Annotated in this window: 13 protein-coding genes and 1 pseudogene; 6 read left to right on the forward strand and 8 right to left on the reverse strand. The window is 71.0% G+C overall.

The annotated features are described in order from the left end of the window. The coding region (locus tag ACFYNU_RS37140; protein WP_356597345.1) for a PHP domain-containing protein at positions 1-122 on the reverse strand (122 nt) is incomplete at its 3' end. A gap of 262 nt (positions 123-384) precedes the next feature. Between ACFYNU_RS37140 and ACFYNU_RS37145 the strand changes: the two genes are divergently transcribed. The 4 genes from ACFYNU_RS37145 to ACFYNU_RS37160 all read left to right on the forward strand — a co-directional run bounded on the left by ACFYNU_RS37145 (position 385) and on the right by ACFYNU_RS37160 (position 5050). Beyond that, entirely contained in the window at positions 385-1719 is a 1335-nt protein-coding gene (locus ACFYNU_RS37145) for a DUF2252 domain-containing protein (RefSeq protein ID WP_356597343.1), read from the forward strand. A gap of 132 nt (positions 1720-1851) precedes the next feature. Beyond that, entirely contained in the window at positions 1852-2544 is a 693-nt protein-coding gene (locus ACFYNU_RS37150; protein WP_356592938.1) for a hypothetical protein, read from the forward strand. A gap of 104 nt (positions 2545-2648) precedes the next feature. Continuing rightward, positions 2649-3464, forward strand: coding sequence for a DsbA family protein (locus ACFYNU_RS37155; RefSeq protein ID WP_356592940.1), 816 nt, complete (start codon positions 2649-2651; stop codon positions 3462-3464). A gap of 74 nt (positions 3465-3538) precedes the next feature. Then, positions 3539-5050 (forward strand): serine/threonine-protein kinase, encoded by a 1512-nt coding sequence (locus ACFYNU_RS37160; RefSeq protein WP_356592942.1) that lies wholly within the window; start codon positions 3539-3541, stop codon positions 5048-5050. 58 nt (positions 5051-5108) lie between these two features. Here ACFYNU_RS37160 and ACFYNU_RS37165 read toward each other — a convergent pair. Beyond that, positions 5109-5774, reverse strand: a pseudogene (locus ACFYNU_RS37165) (dienelactone hydrolase family protein); the annotation flags it as partial. Between ACFYNU_RS37165 and ACFYNU_RS37170 the strand changes: the two are divergent. Next, on the forward strand, positions 5735-6940 hold the full coding sequence (locus ACFYNU_RS37170) for a mechanosensitive ion channel domain-containing protein (protein ID WP_356592944.1): 1206 nt from the start codon (positions 5735-5737) through the stop codon (positions 6938-6940). The pseudogene ACFYNU_RS37165 and the gene ACFYNU_RS37170 sit on opposite strands and share 40 nt — an antisense overlap. A gap of 75 nt (positions 6941-7015) precedes the next feature. Here the strand turns inward: ACFYNU_RS37170 and ACFYNU_RS37175 are convergent, their stop codons facing one another. From ACFYNU_RS37175 to ACFYNU_RS37200, 6 genes are all read right to left on the reverse strand, one after another. Then, positions 7016-8602 (reverse strand): Na+/H+ antiporter, encoded by a 1587-nt coding sequence (locus tag ACFYNU_RS37175; RefSeq protein WP_356592946.1) that lies wholly within the window; start codon positions 8600-8602, stop codon positions 7016-7018. Between the two features lie 161 nt (positions 8603-8763). Continuing rightward, the gene (locus ACFYNU_RS37180; protein WP_356592948.1) at positions 8764-9846 is read right to left on the reverse strand and encodes a glycoside hydrolase family 5 protein; all 1083 of its coding nucleotides are present in this window, start codon (positions 9844-9846) and stop codon (positions 8764-8766) included. A gap of 188 nt (positions 9847-10034) precedes the next feature. Further along, positions 10035-10508 carry a GNAT family N-acetyltransferase gene (locus ACFYNU_RS37185; RefSeq protein WP_356592950.1) on the reverse strand — a complete coding sequence of 158 codons (474 nt, stop codon included), beginning with the start codon at positions 10506-10508 and terminating at the stop codon, positions 10035-10037. Next, entirely contained in the window at positions 10505-11449 is a 945-nt protein-coding gene (locus tag ACFYNU_RS37190; RefSeq protein WP_356592952.1) for an RluA family pseudouridine synthase, read from the reverse strand. Before ACFYNU_RS37190 ends, ACFYNU_RS37185 begins: the two co-directional genes overlap by 4 nt. Before the next feature lie 90 nt (positions 11450-11539). Continuing rightward, on the reverse strand, positions 11540-12100 hold the full coding sequence (lspA, locus tag ACFYNU_RS37195) for a signal peptidase II (RefSeq protein ID WP_356592954.1): 561 nt from the start codon (positions 12098-12100) through the stop codon (positions 11540-11542). Between the two features lie 58 nt (positions 12101-12158). Continuing rightward, entirely contained in the window at positions 12159-12953 is a 795-nt protein-coding gene (locus tag ACFYNU_RS37200) for a TraR/DksA C4-type zinc finger protein (protein ID WP_356592956.1), read from the reverse strand. Positions 12954-13538: 585 nt separating this feature from the next. Here ACFYNU_RS37200 and ileS point away from each other — a divergent pair. Then, a complete protein-coding gene (gene ileS / locus ACFYNU_RS37205) occupies positions 13539-16688 on the forward strand; it encodes an isoleucine--tRNA ligase (RefSeq protein ID WP_356592958.1) in 3150 nt (1049 codons plus the stop codon). The last annotated feature ends 190 nt before the right edge of the window (positions 16689-16878 follow it).

Consider the following 16878-nt stretch of genomic DNA (forward strand, 5'->3'; position numbering starts at 1 on the left):
ATCGCGATATGAGACATCCCCATCTCATTGCACGCCTTGAACATGTCCCCCAACCGCGCCGCACCGTCCAGCAGCGAGTACTGAGTGTGGACATGCAGGTGCGTGAACGGCGGCTTGGTCACGGCTGAGGCCTCCAGCGAAACGAGCGGACGAGCGAGGGGTGCCCTGGGGGGGACAGCGTCGAAGTCTACGACCGCCCACTGACAATCCGAGCGGCCTCCGGGCGATGCCCGGCCGGTCGCGTGAACCTCCGGGTCCACCGGCGCCGGACGGGCACGCACCGGTACGTTCGTGCGTTGCAAGTCACTGACGGCGCCGTCGCCCGAGGCGGGTGGCGTGTCAGTTCATCCGCCCAGTTCGTCATGTTTCCAGGAGGCACCACCGATGTCGGTCCCGCGCCCGGTCGAAGCCGTTGACCAGCAGCGAGGGGAGGAGATCCTCGATGTGTTCGGCACCGCCTTCGGTGCCCTGCTCGCCGCGGATCCGGCGGCCTTCCAGGTCAAGTTCCGCAAGATGGCCGCCTCCGCCTTCGCCTTCTACCGGGGCACGGCGTGCCTGTTCTACAACGACCTGGCGCGGGAGACGGACAGCGGTCCGTACGTGGACGAGCGCACCGGCCGTGTCTGGATCCACGGCGATCTGCACGCGGAGAACTTCGGCACGTACATGGACGCGAACGGCCGGCTGATCTTCAACGTCAACGACTTCGACGAGGCCTATGTAGGACCGTTCACCTGGGACCTCAAGCGGCTGGCCGCCTCCCTGGCGCTGATCGGCTACACGAAGGCCCTCAGCGACGACCAGATCAGCGAGCTGGTCCGGATATACGCCGCCGCCTACCGCGAGCGGATCCACGCGCTGGCGACGGGCGCGAAGAACGACGAGGTGCCGCCGTTCACGCTGGACACGGCGACCGGCCCGCTGCTGGACGCGCTGCGGGACGCGCGCTCCCTGACGCGCTTCGCGCTGCTGGACTCGATGACCGAGATCCGTGACTTCGAGCGCCGCTTCGCGCCGGGCGGCGGCTCCATCGAGCTGGACGCCGCGACCCGCTACAAGGTCCTGGCGGCCTTCGACGGCTATCTGGAGACCCTGCCGGAGTCCAGCCTGACCCGCCCCGACTCGTACCGGGTCAAGGACGTGGTGGGGCGGCGCGGCATCGGTATCGGCTCGGCGGGCCTGCCCTCGTACAACATCCTTCTGGAGGGCAACAGCGACGCCCTGGAGAACGACGTCGTGATCTATCTCAAGCAGGCGCAGACGCCCGCCGTGTCCCGGCACATCACCGACGAGCAGGTGCGCGGCTACTTCCAGCACGAGGGCCACCGCACGGTGATCTCGCAGCGTGCGCTCCAGGCGCACGCCGACCCGTGGCTCGGCTGGACCGAGCTGGACGGCGCGGGCCAGCTGGTCGCCGAGGTCTCCCCGTACGCGGTCGACCTGGACTGGTCGGACCTGGACGACCCGGCCGAGATCGCCGCCGTCGTCGCCGACCTGGGCCGTGCGACGGCCACGATGCACGGGGCGGCGGACGACGAGAGCGGCCACTCGCTGGTGCCGTTCAGCACGGAGCGGGCCATCGACGCGGCCATCGCGGCCGACGAGGAGGGCTTCTCCGAGCTGCTGGTGGAGTTCGCCCACAGCTACGGGGCGCGGGCCCGCGCGGACCACCAGATCTTCGTGGACCTCTTCCGCAACGGACAGATCACCGGCGGCTGAACCCCGGCCGGAATCCTGCCCGGCCCCGGCCCGCCTCCCGGCCGCCCCGGCCCGTCGTCCCGGCCGGATCCGGCCGGGACGACGGGAGACCTTAGGGACCCCTTACACGCACTCGTGGCACACTCGGCGACGATGGACATATCGGCGGCACGGCTCAGGGCGCTGCGGGCGGCATTGTTCACGGCACTGGCCGTGACGCTGTCCGCCGGTTCGCACGTGCTGCTCTCCCGGGCCCCGCTCCCGCTGTCCGTCGTCGCCGTCGTGTGCGCCGTGGTGTTCCCGGTCTCGTACGCCCTCGCGGGCCGCGAGCGGGGCTTCTGGCGCATCGCGGCCCTGCTCGTCCCGCTGGAACTGGCCGCGGACACCCTCTTCACCACCGGTCAGCACATCTGTTACGGCCCCGCGGGCGGGCCCGTCGCCGGATCGCTGCGCTCGGTCGGCTTCGACGTCCTGTGCGGCGGCAGCGTCGGCTCCCCGCTGCCCGGCGTCTCCTCGGTCGCCTCGCCGGAGAGCGCGGCGGCCACCCTGCTCGGCTCCCCCGATCCCGCGCTCCCCTGGCTGCTGCTCGCCACGCATGTCGCGATCGGACTGCTCGCCGCGCTCTGGCTGCGCCGGGGCGAGGCGGCCCTCGCGGGCCTGGTGCGGGCCATCGGCGGGTTCGCCTTCCGGCCGCTGCTGATCGCGGTCGCCGTGGCGGGCACGGTCCGCCGCACGGTACGGCGCTTCCCGCGCCCCGCCGCCCACCCGCGCGCCTCCCGTACGCGCCTGTTCGCGCACTCCGTCGGACGACGGGGACCACCTCGCTCGGCCCTTCTCCCGGCCTGAGCACGACGAGGGCAGCCGCTTGAGGCCGCCGTCGGTCCCCCGCGTATCCGCGCGGCCTTCCCGCGCCTACGCGTCCCGTACGACCCCACACGGAGTGACCCACCATGAGCGCACGTAACAGCAACGCCAACAAGGCAGCCGCCCGCGAGCGGCTGCGCGAGGAGCGCGAGCGGCAGGCAAAGCGCGACCGGACCCGCCGCCAGCTCGTCGTCGCCGGATCGACCGTCGCGATCCTGGCGATCGCCGGCGGTGTCGGCTTCGGCGTCGTCCAGGCGAACAAGCCCTCACATTGGGAGGCGGCCAAGGACGCGAAGAGCGTCACCGCCCCGAAGAACACCTCCGGTGCGAACGGCACGACCGTGGTCATCGGCAAGCCCGAGGCGAAGAAGACGCTGGAGCTGTACGAGGACTCCCGCTGCCCGATCTGCGCGACGTTCGAGCAGAAGGTCGGCGCCACGATCCAGAAGGACGTCGACGCGGGCAAGTACAAGATCAAGTACGTCGGCGCCACGTTCATCGACAACTCGGACAACGGCGAGGGCTCGAAGAACGCGCTGTCCGCGCTGGGCGCCGCGCTCGACGTGAGCCCCGAGGCGTTCTCGGCGTACAAGACCGCGCTCTACTCGGCGGCGAACCACCCCTCGGAGAGCGAGGACAGGTTCGCCGACGACAGCGCCCTGCTCAAGATCGCCGACTCGGTGAACGAGCTGAAGGACAACGCGGCGTTCAAGAAGAACGTCGAGAGCGGCACGTTCGACGCGTGGGCGATGAAGATGTCGGCGGCGTTCGACAACAGCGGCGTGGAGGGCACCCCGACGCTCCGGATGGACGGCAAGACCGTCACCCCGGAGGGCAGCGACAACGCCCCGCTCACCGCCCCGGAGTACACGGCGGCCATCACCAAGGCGCTCGCCGGCTGACGGCACGGTCGCCTCGTGCAACCAAGGCGTAACAGCGTCCGGGCCGCCGCCGCGTGGCCCGTACGCTGACCCGCATGACCGGGGGCGACGCGAAGAGGATCATCGACGGGCGGTTCGAGCTGCTGGAGCGGCTCGGCAGCGGCGGTATGGGCACGGTGTGGCGCGCACGCGACGCCGTTCTGCACCGCGAGGTGGCCCTGAAGGAAGTGCTGTCCCCCGACCCCGCGTGGGCCGCCGCCACGCCGCACACCGCGCATGTGCCACGTGAGCGGGTACTGCGCGAGGCACGGGCCCTGGCGCGGATCAGCCATCCGCATGTGGTGACGATCCATCACATCGTGGACGCGGGACCGCGTCCGTGGATCGTCATGGAGCTGCTGCCCGGCGACACGCTCCAGGACCGGATCGCGCGCGGCACGCTGAGCCCGGTGCACGCGGCCAGGATCGGCCGTCAGGTGCTGTCCGGGCTGCGGGCGGCCCACGCGGTCGGTATCCGCCACCGCGACGTGAAACCGGCCAACGTGATGCTCCGGGAGGACGGCTCCGCGGTGCTCACGGACTTCGGCATCGCGGCCCTCCAGGGTGCGACGTCGCTCACGGCGACCGGTGAACTCGTCGGCTCACCCGAGTACTTCGCGCCGGAGCGCATCCGGGGCCACGACGACGACCCGGCGTCCGACCTGTGGTCGCTGGGGGTGACGCTGTACGTCAGTGTGGAGGGCGTCAGTCCGCTGCGCCGCGCCACGAGCCTGGCCACGCTCGCCGCCGTACTGGACGAGCCCGTTCCGCCGCCCGTACGGTCCGGGCCGCTCACATCCGTACTGAACGCGCTGCTGGTACGCGACCCGGCCGCGCGGCCCGACGCCGCCGCGCTGGATCTGATGCTGGCCGAGGCCGAGTCGGGCCGGGCGCCGCACTGGGCGCCGCCGACCGGCACGGCCGTCCTGCCCCCTCCCGCCGGCGCACGCCCGGAGGCGGCTGAGGCGAACGACGGGGCTCCCACCCGGCGGAGCCGGCGTATGCCGATGGCCGTGGCCGCCGTCGCGGTGGCCGTCGCGCTCGTGTCGGCGCCCGCCCTGGTCCGCGCCCTCCAGGACGGTTCGGACAGGTCGTCCGCCGACAAGGGCGGTACGACGAACCGTCCTTCTCCGGAGGCTTCGCCGCAGCCGCCGGGCACGGACGGCCCCGACACGGCGAACGACACCGCGAACGACGGCGGCAGCGCCGACGACCAACCCTCCGGCGACGACCTGACGGGCAACTGGGTCGCGCAGCTGGCCTCCACCGAGAAGTCCGCCGGCGACGACGCCCGCCGCGACGAGGCGACGGCCCTGCGCGGCAAGGGCATCACCAACGCCCGTTATCTGGACAGCGACGAGCACGCCTCGCTCCAGCCGGGCTACTGGATGTTCTACGTCTCCGGCTTCAACAGCGGCTCGCACGCCGTCGCCTGGTGCCGCACCCGCGGCCTCGACTCCGACAACACCTGTGTGGGCCGCTACATCAGCGACGAGGCGGCCGACCGGACGTACCTCTGCCGCCCGGCGCCCGACGGCGGCACCACGGGCCGCTGCGAGCGCGACTGAGAGCCGCCGCTCCGGCCGGACCCGAACGACAGAGCCTAGGCCTCGTCGCCCAGGCCGCCTAGGTCTCGTCGCCCAGCGACTCGATGAAGGCCAGCCCCGTGCGCCAGGTCTGCTCGGCGGCCGGCTCGTCGTAGTCCGGCAGGTCCGGGTCGGTGTACAGATGCCCGACGCCCCGGTACCGGTAGATCTCCACGTCCGCCCCGACCTCCCGCATCCGCAGATACCAGGCGTTCAGCCAGTCGTGCGGCTCGGACACGTCGGGGTCGGCGACATGCAGCTGTACGGGCAGGTCGTCCACCGAGGCGGTCGCCGCGATGTCCGACGTGCCGTGCATCAGCAGCAGTCCACGGGCCTTCGAGTCCCCCAGCGCCAGCGTCTGCGCGACGGATCCTCCCAAGGAGAAGCCCGCGTACACCAGTCCGCGCTCGGAGTAGGGCGCGACGGCGAGGACGGCGCGCCTCAGCAGCTCGTCCGAGCCGATCTTGTCCTTGAGGTCCCTGCCCTCCTCCGCCGTCTCGGCGGTTTGGCCCTCGTAGAGGTCGGGCACGTGCACGTGGTGTCCGGCAGCGCGCAGCCGTTCGGCCCCCGCGTGCACCGCCGGGCGCAGTCCGTAGACGGAATGAAAGAGAACGACGTCCATCCCGCCATCCTGCCAGGTGGGCCCCCTCGTCCGAATCCGGAGCCATGGAGAACGTACTGCGACCGCTGACCGTGCTGGGTGGCTCGGTCGTCCTGACGCTGCTGCTCGGCTGGGTCGTCGACCTGCTGCTGCGCCGCGCGGACGCCCGGCACCCGGAGACCCCGCTGTGGGGCCTGCTGCGGCGCTGCCGGCTGCCGCTCCAGGTCGTCGTCCTGACCGCCCTGCTGCGCGCCTCGTACCGGGAGACCGGGTGGTGGGTCGTCGAGAACCACCAGTCCGGCATCGGGCGCGCGCTGACGCTGACCCTGATCGGTGCCGGGGCCTGGCTGGTCGTCCGCATCGTGTCGGCCACCGTGGAGTCCACGTACGCCCGCTACGCGACATCGGCCCGCGACCGGGCGAAGGTCCGCCGGGTCCGTACGCAGGTGACGCTGATCATGCGGATCGTGACGGCGGTGGTCATCGTGGTCGCGGTCGCCGCGATCCTGCTGACCTTCCCGAGCATGCGGACGATCGGTACGTCGATGCTCGCCTCCGCGGGCATCATCGGCATCGTCGCCGGTGTCGCCGCGCAGTCCACGCTCGGCAATCTCTTCGCGGGCTTCCAGATCGCCTTCGGCGACATGGTGCGGATCGGCGACACGGTCGTGGTGGACGGCGAATGGGGTGTGGTGGAGGAGGTCACGCTCACCTTCCTCGCCGTACGCACCTGGGACGAGCGCCGGATCACGATGCCGGTGTCGTACTTCACGAGCAGGCCGTTCGAGAACTGGTCGCGCGGCGGGATCCAGATGACCGGCACCGTCTTCCTCCAGCTCGACCACTCGGCGCCGGTGAACCTGATGCGCGAGAAGCTGCACGAGATCCTGCGGGACTGCGCGGCCTGGGACGGGCGGGACTGGAGTCTGGCCGTCACCGACACCACCGCGAGCACCATCGAGGTGCGGGCCGTCGTCACGGCGAAGGACGCGGACGACATCTGGACGGCGCGCTGCGCGGTGCGGGAGCAGCTGATCGCGTGGCTGGCGCGGGAGCACCCGTACGCGCTGCCGCGGATCGCGACCACCGAGGCGGCGGTGCTCCCGGCCCCGCGGCAGAACGGCGCGGTCGGCGGCGCCGGCAAGAGCCTTGCCGGACAGGACCGCTCCGGACAGAACCATGCCGGTCGGGAACGCGCCGGACAGGACCACGAGCCCGACCCGGCGCTGACTTCGAACGCCGACGGCGACCCGCGCACGGGCCGGGGGTGAGCGCCGCCGTCACGGTCACTGTCACCGTCGCGGTCGCTGTCGCCGTCGCCGTCGCGGTGGCGGTGGCGGTCGCCGTCACCGCATGCTGCGTACGTCCAGATATCTGAGCACCCGGTCGACCACTTCCGGGTTCGCGTTGGGTTCGCTGCGCGCCGCCAGCACCTCGTGGCGGGCCGCCGACAGCATCTCCCGCTGGATCCGCTGCATGGTCTTGACCCGCTGGCTGCGTTTGGCGAACCAGTCGCGCCGCTCGTCGTCCACCACGTCCGGGCTGATCCGCGCCCCGATGTCGAACGCCCCGCGCGCGAGCCGCTCGCTCAGCTCCTCGGGCAGCTCCTCGACCTCCTCGATCTCCTTGAGGCGGCGCTTGGCGGCCCTGGCGGCGCGCACCGCCAGCTCGTGCTCGAAGCCGCGCTCGGCCTCGGTGTCGGCGCGTACGCCGAGGCGCTTCACCAGCCACGGCAGGGTGAGTCCCTGGAAGACGAGCGTGGTCATGATGACGGCGAAGGCGATGAAGATGATCACGTCACGGCCGGGGAAGGGCGTCCCGTCGTCGGTTTCGAGCGGGATGGCGAGCGCCAGCGCGACGGAGGCCACACCGCGCATCCCCGCCCACCACATGACGACGGTCTCGCGCCAGCTGCCCGGGATCTCCTCGTCGTAGTCCCGGAGTTTGTGGAGCCGTTTGGTGACCCAGACCGCGGGGAGCAGCCACAGCAGCCGTACGCCGATGACGACTCCGACGACGGCGGCCGACCAGCCGAGCGTCTCCGCCAGGTGGCCGTCCGCCCGGCCGAAGGCGTTGTGGAGTTCGAGTCCGATGAGGCCGAAGGCGATACCCGTGATGAGGATGTCGATGATCTCCCAGAAGGTGTTCCCGGCGAGCCGCCCCATCACGTCGTCGGCATCGGCGGTGTGCTCGGCGAGGACGAGCGCGGTGGTCAGGACGGCGAGGACGCCGGAGCCGTGCAGTTCCTCGGCGAGTACGTAACTGACGAACGGCACCAGCAGGCTGAGGCCGACCTGGAGGGGCGCGTCGCCGAGCAGCGCCATGACCTTGTTGGAGATCCAGGCGAGCGCCACGCCCACGACGACGGCGACCACGGCGGAGAGCACCAGTGTCCCGGCGGCGGCGGGCCAGGAGAAGGTGCCGCTGACCACGGCGGCGATGGCCACGTGGTAGAGCACGATGGCCGTGACGTCGTTGAACAGCCCCTCGCCCTCCAGGATGGAGATGAGCCGCCGGGGCAGTCCCAGGGATCCGGCGACGGCGGTCGCCGCGACCGGGTCGGGCGGTGCGACGAGCGCGCCGAGGACGAACGCGGCGGCGAGCGGCAGTCCGGGGACGACGGAGTTGGCCACGGTCGCGACCGCCGCCATGGTGACGAAGACCAGCGCCACGGCGAGCAGGAAGATCGGCCGCAGATTGGCGGTGAACTGCCGCCAGGAGGTGCGCTGTACGGCCGCGTACAGCAGGGGCGGCAGGAGCAGCGGCAGGATCAGGTCGGGCGCCACGTCGACGTTCGGTACGAAGGGCAGCAGCGCCAGGACGATCCCGAGGATGGTCATCAGCACGGGCGACGGCAGGTTGAGCCGTTCCCCGAGCGGCACCGTGACCACGGCGCCCAGCAACAGCACGAGCAGCAGCGCCAACTGGGCCACGGTGCGCCCTCCGGAGTCGTGAGCCCTGACGATCAAGGCCCCTCAACCCTGCCACGGTCATGGGCGAATCCCACCGAGGCGCTGCTCCTCGCGGCCCGCTTCCGGACCGCGAGGAGACGTTTCGCCGGTGCCCGCCGACGCGAGGGCGGGCGGCGCGGCCGTTAGCGGACCCGGTCCCGGATCCAGACGCCGGCCTCCTTGAGTACGCCGGTGCCCGAGAACCTGCCCGCGTTGCAGGAGCCTTCCTTGAAGACGGCTCCGGAGCGGTTGTCGTCGGAGTAGTTCCAGTTGGTCCAGGAGATGTTCTTGCGCTTCATCAGGTCGAGGAAGCGCTGCGACTGGGCGAAGTCGTTGGCGCCCTCGCCCGCGTAGTTCTGGGTGCCGAACTCGGTGACGAAGACGGGCAGTCTGTCCGACGCCCGGTCGAGCGCCGCCAGGTACTCGTCCCGGTGCGACGCGGCGTAGAAGTGGAAGGTGTACATGATGTTGGAGGCGTTCACGGGGTTGTTCACGACCTCCTTCTCGTCGGCCCCGTCGGAGACGCCGAACGAGGACCAGGCGCGGGTGCCGACGAGGACGACCGCGTCGGGGTCCTGGGCCCGGATGACCGGAATGATCTTCTCGGCGTACGACTTGACGGTCGACCAGCTCACGTCGGACGGCTCGTTGGCGATCTCGTAGAGGACACCGGGGCTGTCCTTGTACTTCTTCGCCATCGCGGTGAAGAAGGTCTTCGCCCGCTCCAGGTTGAAGTTGGGGTCACCGGGGCTGAGCATGTGCCAGTCGATGACCGCGTACATGCCGCGCCTGTTCGCGCCGTCCACGAACTTCTGGGCGAGCGAGGTAAAGCGCGCCGGGTCGGTCTCGTAACCGCCCTCCTGCACATACGTGGAGACGCGCAGCACGTCGGCCTGCCACTCGTTCGCGAGGACGTCGAGCGAGCCGTCGGTGACGCACTGGGAGTACCACTGGGTGCCGTGGGTGCTCATGCCGCGCAACTGGACGGCCTGGCCCTGGCTGTTGCAGAGCTTGGTGCCACAGACCTTGAGCTGGCCGTTGTCGCTGATCGGGGAGGCCGCGCCGGCGGGTCCGGCGGCGGCGGTGGGCGCGGCGGCGGTGGGCGCGGTGGCCGCGCCCGCTCTGACGGGGGACAGCAGGGCGGTGACGACGCCGAGCGCGGAGAGCGCGAGGAGTGCCTTACGGCCGCGACGTCCTCGGGCGGGGGGTGCGGGGTGCTGGGACATGCTGGATGGTGCTCCCTTCGGGTGGGGTCCGGTACGGGAGGTGAACTGTCAGAGGCATGACAGCAAGTGAGTGAAAGTTAAGGTTGTTTCCAATCACCGTCAAGAGTGTTGGGAAAGTTTCCTAACGATTGCCTCGCGGTCGCCGCCCACGGCCACCCCGCTCCCCCGACCACCCCCGCCGCGACCCGCTACAGCGCGCGCCGCATCGCCTGGTGCGGGATCCCGGCGGAGTCGAACTCCGCGCCGTACGCCGCGTAACCCAGCCGCTCGTAGAACCCCAGCGCACGCGTCTGCGCGTGCAGATCCACCACGAGCAGCCCGCGCTCCCGCGCCTGCTCCTCCACGGCCCGCACCAGCGCCACACCGACCCCGAGGCCGCGCGCCTCCTTGACCACCGCGAGCCGGCCGAGCGCCCCCACCGTCGGATCGCCGTCGGTCCGCTCCGCCGCCTGCGGCCCGTGCAGCAGCCTCGACGTACCGAGCGGCAGCCCGTCGTCGCGCACCGCCAGCACATGCGCGGCGGCGGCCTCCAGGGCGTCGTGGGCGTCGAACTCCAGGTCACGGGGCACCTGTTGCTCCACGACGAAGACCCGCGCGCGCACCGCGAGGCACGCCTCACGGTCGGCCGCGCCGGTGGCGGGCCGGATCTCGTACACGCTCACGCGTTGCTCTCGGCACGCACCTTGTCGAGCGCCTGCTGGAGATCGTCCGGGTACGTGCTCTCGAACTCCACCCACCGGCCGTCCGACGGGTGCTCGAACCCCAGCTTCATCGCGTGCAGCCACTGCCGCGTCAGCCCCAGCCGCTTCGCCAGTGTCGGATCGGCGCCGTACGTCAGGTCGCCCACGCACGGGTGGCGGTGCGCCGCCATGTGCACCCGGATCTGGTGCGTACGGCCCGTCTCCAGCTTGATGTCCAGCAGCGAGGCGGACCGGAACGCCTCGATCAGGTCGTAGTGCGTGACCGACGGCTTGCCCTCGGCGGTCACGGCGAATTTGTAGTCGTGGTTCGGATGCCGCCCGATCGGGGCGTCGATCGTGCCGCTCATCGGGTCCGGATGTCCCTGCACCAGCGCGTGGTAGCGCTTGTCGACGATCCGCTCCTTGAACTGCGCCTTGAGCGAGGTGTACGCGCGCTCCGACTTGGCCACGGCCATCAGCCCGGACGTACCCACGTCCAGGCGGTGCACGACACCCTGCCGCTCGGCGGCGCCGGACGTCGAGACGCGGTAGCCGGCCGCGGCGAGCCCGCCGATGACGGTCGTGCCCGTCCAGCCGGGGCTCGGGTGCGCGGCCACGCCGACCGGCTTGACGACCACGACGATGTCGTCGTCGTCGTACACGATCTCCATGCCCTCGACCGGCTCCGCCACGACACGCACCGGGCTCGCGGGCTCGGGCATCTCGACCTCGAGCCAGGCGCCGCCCCGTACCCGTTCGGACTTGGCGACCACGGCGCCGTCGACCTGCACCTTCCCGGCGGCGGCCAGCTCGGCCGCCTTCGTACGGGAGAACCCGAACATCCGGGCGATGGCGGCGTCGACGCGCTCGCCCTCCAGGCCATCGGGAACGGGCAGGGTGCGGATATCGGGAACGGTGCTCACCCGTCGAGTATGCCTTGCCCCCGCCGCCCGGCCGCCCACGGACGGCGGACAGCGCCCCCGGCAGCGGGCCGGTCGCGGGGACGTCGCGGGTCAGTCGCGGTGGACGGTCCCGTCGGGGTCGAGCCCCCGGAAGGACAGGATCACGATCAGGAAACCGCCGCAGACGATCGCGGAATCGGCGAGATTGAACACCGCGAAGTTCGCCGGCGCGATGAAGTCCACGACGGCGCCCTTGAACACCCCCGGCTCACGGAAGATCCGGTCGGTGAGATTGCCGAGCGCCCCGCCGAGCAGCAGACCGAGCGCGAAGGCCCACGGCCCGCTGTAGAGCTTGCGGGCCAGCCGTGCGATCACCACGATCACGGTCGCCGCGACGAACGTGAAGAAGACGGTGTATGCCTCACCGATGCCGAAGGCGGCACCCGCGTTGCGCACCGCCTCGAACTTCAGCAGATCGCCGATGACCTCGATGGGCTCGTGATGCTCCAGCTTCGCCACCACGAGCATCTTGCTGCCGAGGTCGAGCAGATAGGCGACCAGCGCCACGGAGAAGAGCGCGACGATCTTGCGCTTCCTCCGGACCGGCTCGGCGGGAGCCGCGCCCTCGTCGTCAACATCTGGCGTACCGATGACGCGCTCCGCCTCTGCCACGTGAGTCCCTCAAGTTAGATCCCGACTAGGGACGAGGGTACGGCACACACGTGTGCTCTCAGCCGCGCCTTTCCTGCTTCTGCTTGTCCTCGACACACAGCGTGGCCCGGGGGAACGCCTGCATCCTGGCCTTGCCGATCGGCTTGCCGCAGACCTCGCAGAGCCCGTACGTCCCGGCGTCCAGGCGCAGCAGCGCCCGCTCGGTCTGCTCCACCATCTCGCGGGCGTTCGCGGCGAGTGACATCTCGTGTTCGCGGGTGATGTTCTTGGTGCCGGTGTCGGCGTCGTCGTCACCCGCGCCGTCACCGGAGTCCCGCATCAGCCCGGCGAGGGCCTGCTCGGACGAGGAGATCTCGGCGTTCAGCCGGGCCGCCTCGCTCTCCAGACCGGCGCGCGCCTCGGCGACCTCCTCCTCGGTCCACGGATCCTCCCCGGGCCGTACGGCCAGCTCCCCGGCCTGTGTGGCGCCGCGCGCCGGAGGCACCGCGGTCGCCGTGCCGGCCGTGGCCGCCGCCGGCCTCTTCCCCGCTGTCTTCTTCGCTGCCACCGTCTGGGCTCCCGTCTGTTCCGCGGCCTCGGCCGCCCCCTCGGCCGCGGACGCGGCCTTTTTCGCGGCCTTCTCGGCGGCGGCCTTCTGAGGAGGCGCCGTCTTCCTGGCCGCGGTCTTCTTCGCAGGTGCCTGGTGCTCCGGCCCGGTCGCGGCGGTCTCCTCCGCGGCGGGTGCGTGCGTCGTCGTCCTCTTGGCAGCGGCCTTCTTGTCCGCTGACTTCGCTGGCTTCGCTGATTTCGCTGACTTCTTCACAGCCGCTTTCTTGGCCGCTGTCTTCTTCGCGGCGGTCTTCTTCGCCACCATGCCGCGGCCCCTTCACATTTTGTGATCTTGCACGCGAGTCGTGCTGGGACGATAAATCGACACCAGCCACGCGGCAACGGGGCACGCCGCCGGTGGGACCCGCCTCCGCCGGTGACAAGGCGAGCCTCCATCGGTTGTGCCCAGCTCCCCGCCGGGTAATCCGCCGCGGGCGCCGCTCGGGGAAGTCCGCGGGGCCCACCGGACCATTCGGGTCAGCGGCGGGGCCGTACGCCACGGCGGCCCGCGCGGGCCCCGCACCGCCCCGGAAATCGGTCGGCCGCCCCTGCCCCGGCCCCTTACACTGGCCTCAGCGAGAGGCGTGGATGGGGACGAGTAGCTCCGAGAGCGGCCATGAGCGACCCGGGGACGGTGCGAGCCCGGGGGCAGAGCGCGGAGCGAAGCATCACCCCGGAGCCGCCGGAAGAAAGCCCTGGCCGTACGCGGGGTGAGTAGACCCGGCAGCGCGACCCCAATGAGGGGGCCGAGGGCGGCGACGTCCGGGGCCAAGGAGGGTGGTACCGCGGGAGCCGAAGGCTCTCGTCCCTCCGACGGAGATGCCGGAGTTCCGTTGGAGGAGTTTCACCGATGACGCCACCGCAGTACAGCCAGGTGCCCGCCCAGGTCGACCTGCCCGCCCTGGAGCACGCCGTGCTCACGTTCTGGCGTGAGAACAAGGTGTTCGACAAGAGCCTGGCGCAGACCGAGGGCCGCCCCGAGTGGGTCTTCTACGAAGGACCGCCGACCGCCAACGGCATGCCCGGCGCGCACCACATCGAGGCCCGCGTCTTCAAGGACGTCTTCCCGCGCTTCCGCACGATGCGCGGCTACCACGTGGCGCGCAAGGCCGGCTGGGACTGTCACGGCCTGCCCGTGGAGATCGCCGTCGAGAAGGAGCTGGGCTTCACCGGCAAGCAGGACATCGAGAAGTACGGCATCGCGGAGTTCAACGAGAAGTGCCGCGAGTCGGTGACCCGGCACACGGACGCCTTCGCCGAGCTGACGACCCGCATGGGGTACTGGGTCGATCTGGACGACGCGTACCAGACGATGGACCCGGAGTACATCGAGTCCGTCTGGTGGTCGCTGAAGGAGATCTTCAACAAGGGTCTGCTCGTCCAGGACCACCGGGTCGCCCCCTGGTGCCCGCGCGACCAGACGAGCCTGTCCGACCACGAGCTGGCGCAGGGCTACGAGACAATCGTCGACCCGTCCGTCTTCGTCCGTTTCCCGCTGACCTCCGGACCGCTGGCGGGCGACGCGGCCCTCCTGGTCTGGACGACCACGCCCTGGACCCTGGTGTCCAACACGGCGGTCGCCGCGCACCCCGACGTCAGCTACGTCGTCGCGACGAACGGCACCGAGAAGCTCGTCGTCGCCGAGCCGCTCGTGGAGAAGGCGCTCGGCGAGGACGGCTGGGAGCTGACCGGCGAGCGGTTCACGGGCCGTGAGATGGAGCGCTGGACGTACGAGCGCCCGTTCTCGCTCATCGACTTCCCCGAGGGCTCCGAGGCGCACTACGTCGTCAACGCGGAGTACGTGACGACGGAGGACGGTACGGGTCTGGTCCACCAGTCCCCCGCGTTCGGCGCGGACGACCTGATCGTCTGCCGGGCGTACGGCCTGCCGGTCGTGAACCCGGTCCGCCCCGACGGCACGTTCGAGGCGGACGTACCGCTCGTCGGCGGCGTCTTCTTCAAGAAGGCCGACGAAGCGCTCACCGCCGACCTGGACGCGCGCGGGGTGCTGTTCCGCCATGTGCCGTACGAGCACAGCTATCCGCACTGCTGGCGCTGCCACACGGCGCTCCTCTACTACGCGCAGCCGTCCTGGTACATCCGTACAACCGCCGTCAAGGACCGCCTCCTTGAGGAGAACGAGAAGACCAACTGGTTCCCGGACTCGGTCAAGCACGGCCGGTACGGCGACTGGCTGAACAACAACGTCGACTGGTCCCTGTCCCGAAACCGCTACTGGGGCACCCCGCTGCCCATCTGGACCTGCGAGGACGGGCACCTCACCTGCGTGGGTTCACGCGCGGAACTGACCGAACTGAGCGGCGCGGACCAGTCGTCGCTCGACCCGCACCGCCCGTTCATCGACGCGGTTACCTTCCCCTGCCCGACCTGCGGAGAGACGGCGACGCGCGTCCCCGAGGTCATCGACGCCTGGTACGACTCCGGCTCGATGCCGTTCGCGCAGTGGGGCTATCCGTACAAGAACAAGGACCTCTTCGAGAAGCGCTACCCCGCGCAGTTCATCTCGGAGGCCATCGACCAGACGCGTGGCTGGTTCTACACGCTGATGGCCGTGGGCACCCTCGTCTTCGACAAGTCGAGTTACGAGAACGTCGTCTGCCTCGGCCACATCCTCGCCGAGGACGGCCGGAAGATGTCCAAGCACCTGGGCAACATCCTCCAGCCGATCCCGCTGATGGACCAGCACGGCGCGGACGCCGTGCGGTGGTTCATGGCGGCGGGCGGCTCACCCTGGGCGGCGCGGCGGGTCGGCGACACGACGATCCAGGAGGTCGTCCGCAAGACACTGCTGACGTACTGGAACACGGTCGCCTTCCAGGCCCTGTACGCGCGCACGTCCGGCTGGGCCCCGTCCGAGGCCGACCCGGCGCCGGCCGAACGGCCCGTGCTGGACCGCTGGTTGCTGAGCGAGCTGCACGCGCTGGTCGACCAGAGCACGAAGGCGATGGACGCGTACGACACCCAGCGGATCGGCAAGCTGCTGTCGGCGTTCGTGGACGACCTGTCCAACTGGTACGTACGCCGCTCCCGCCGCCGCTTCTGGCAGGGCGACAAGGCGGCGCTGCGCACGCTGCACGAGGTCGTCGAGACGGTCACCCGCCTGATGGCGCCGCTCACCCCGTTCATCACCGAGCGGGTCTGGCAGGACATGGTCGTCCCGGTCACCCCCGACGCCCCGGAATCGGTTCACCTCTCGTCCTGGCCCGAGCCGGACCTGTCGGCGATCGACCCGGCGCTGTCCCGCCAGATGACCCTGGTACGACGCCTGGTGGAGCTGGGCCGCGCGACGCGTGCCGAGTCGGGCGTCAAGACGCGCCAGCCGCTGTCCCGGGCGCTGGTCGCGGCGGCGGGCTTCGAGACGCTGTCGCCCGAACTGCGCGCGCAGATCCTGGAGGAGCTGAACGTCACATCCCTGGCGTCGCTCTCGGAGGTCGGCGGCTCGCTGGTCGACACCACGGCGAAGGCCAACTTCCGGGCGCTGGGCAAGCGGTTCGGCAAGGGGGTCCAGGCGGTGGCGAAGGCGGTCGCCGACACGGACGCGGCGGCGCTGTCCGCGTCGCTGCGTGACACCGGCACTGCGTCGGTCACGGTCGACGGCGAACCGGTCTCGCTCGCCCCGGACGAGGTGATCATCACGGAGACGCCCCGCGAGGGCTGGTCGGTCGCGTCCGACTCGGGCGCGACGGTGGCCCTGGACCTGGAGATCACACCGGAACTCCGCCTGGCGGGCCTGGCCCGCGACGCGATCCGCCTGATCCAGGAGGCCCGCAAGAACAGCGGCCTGGACGTCGCGGACCGCATCGCCGTCCGCTGGTCGTCGACAACACCCGAGACCCACTCGGCGCTGTCGACCCACGCGTCCCTGATCTCGGACGAGGTCCTGGCGGTGGACTTCACCCCGGCGGCCCCGGACGCGACGTTCGGCCCGGCGTTCACGGACGAGGGCCTGTCGCTGACGTTCCACCTGCGCAAGGTCTGACGACGGGGGGCGGGGGGCGGCCGGCTGCGCGAGCTGCTCCCCTCCCCGCCCCTTCCCGAAACCGGGGTCACGCCCCCGGACCCCCACCACCACCTACCGGTGGGCTGAGCACGAACCGTCCCCGCCCACTCGCCGGCGTGCAACGACAACAGGGCGCGCTGGTGCCCACCACCACCCGCCGCGCCGCGGG

This window comes from Streptomyces sp. NPDC006643, assembly GCF_042870175.1.
GTDB lineage: Bacteria > Actinomycetota > Actinomycetes > Streptomycetales > Streptomycetaceae > Streptomyces.

Bases quoted from the DNA above. Each gene is read 5' to 3' on its own strand.
- ACFYNU_RS37155 (WP_356592940.1), top strand. From the start codon at position 2,649: ATGAGCGCACGTAACAGCAACGCCAACAAGGCAGCCGCCCGCGAGCGG.
- ACFYNU_RS37170 (WP_356592944.1), top strand. From the start codon at position 5,735: ATGGAGAACGTACTGCGACCGCTGACCGTGCTGGGTGGCTCGGTCGTC.
- ACFYNU_RS37150 (WP_356592938.1), top strand. From the start codon at position 1,852: ATGGACATATCGGCGGCACGGCTCAGGGCGCTGCGGGCGGCATTGTTC.
- ACFYNU_RS37180 (WP_356592948.1), bottom strand. From the start codon at position 9,846: ATGTCCCAGCACCCCGCACCCCCCGCCCGAGGACGTCGCGGCCGTAAG.
- ACFYNU_RS37160 (WP_356592942.1), top strand. From the start codon at position 3,539: ATGACCGGGGGCGACGCGAAGAGGATCATCGACGGGCGGTTCGAGCTG.
- ileS (WP_356592958.1), top strand. From the start codon at position 13,539: ATGACGCCACCGCAGTACAGCCAGGTGCCCGCCCAGGTCGACCTGCCC.
- ACFYNU_RS37200 (WP_356592956.1), bottom strand. From the start codon at position 12,953: ATGGTGGCGAAGAAGACCGCCGCGAAGAAGACAGCGGCCAAGAAAGCG.
- ACFYNU_RS37145 (WP_356597343.1), top strand. From the start codon at position 385: ATGTCGGTCCCGCGCCCGGTCGAAGCCGTTGACCAGCAGCGAGGGGAG.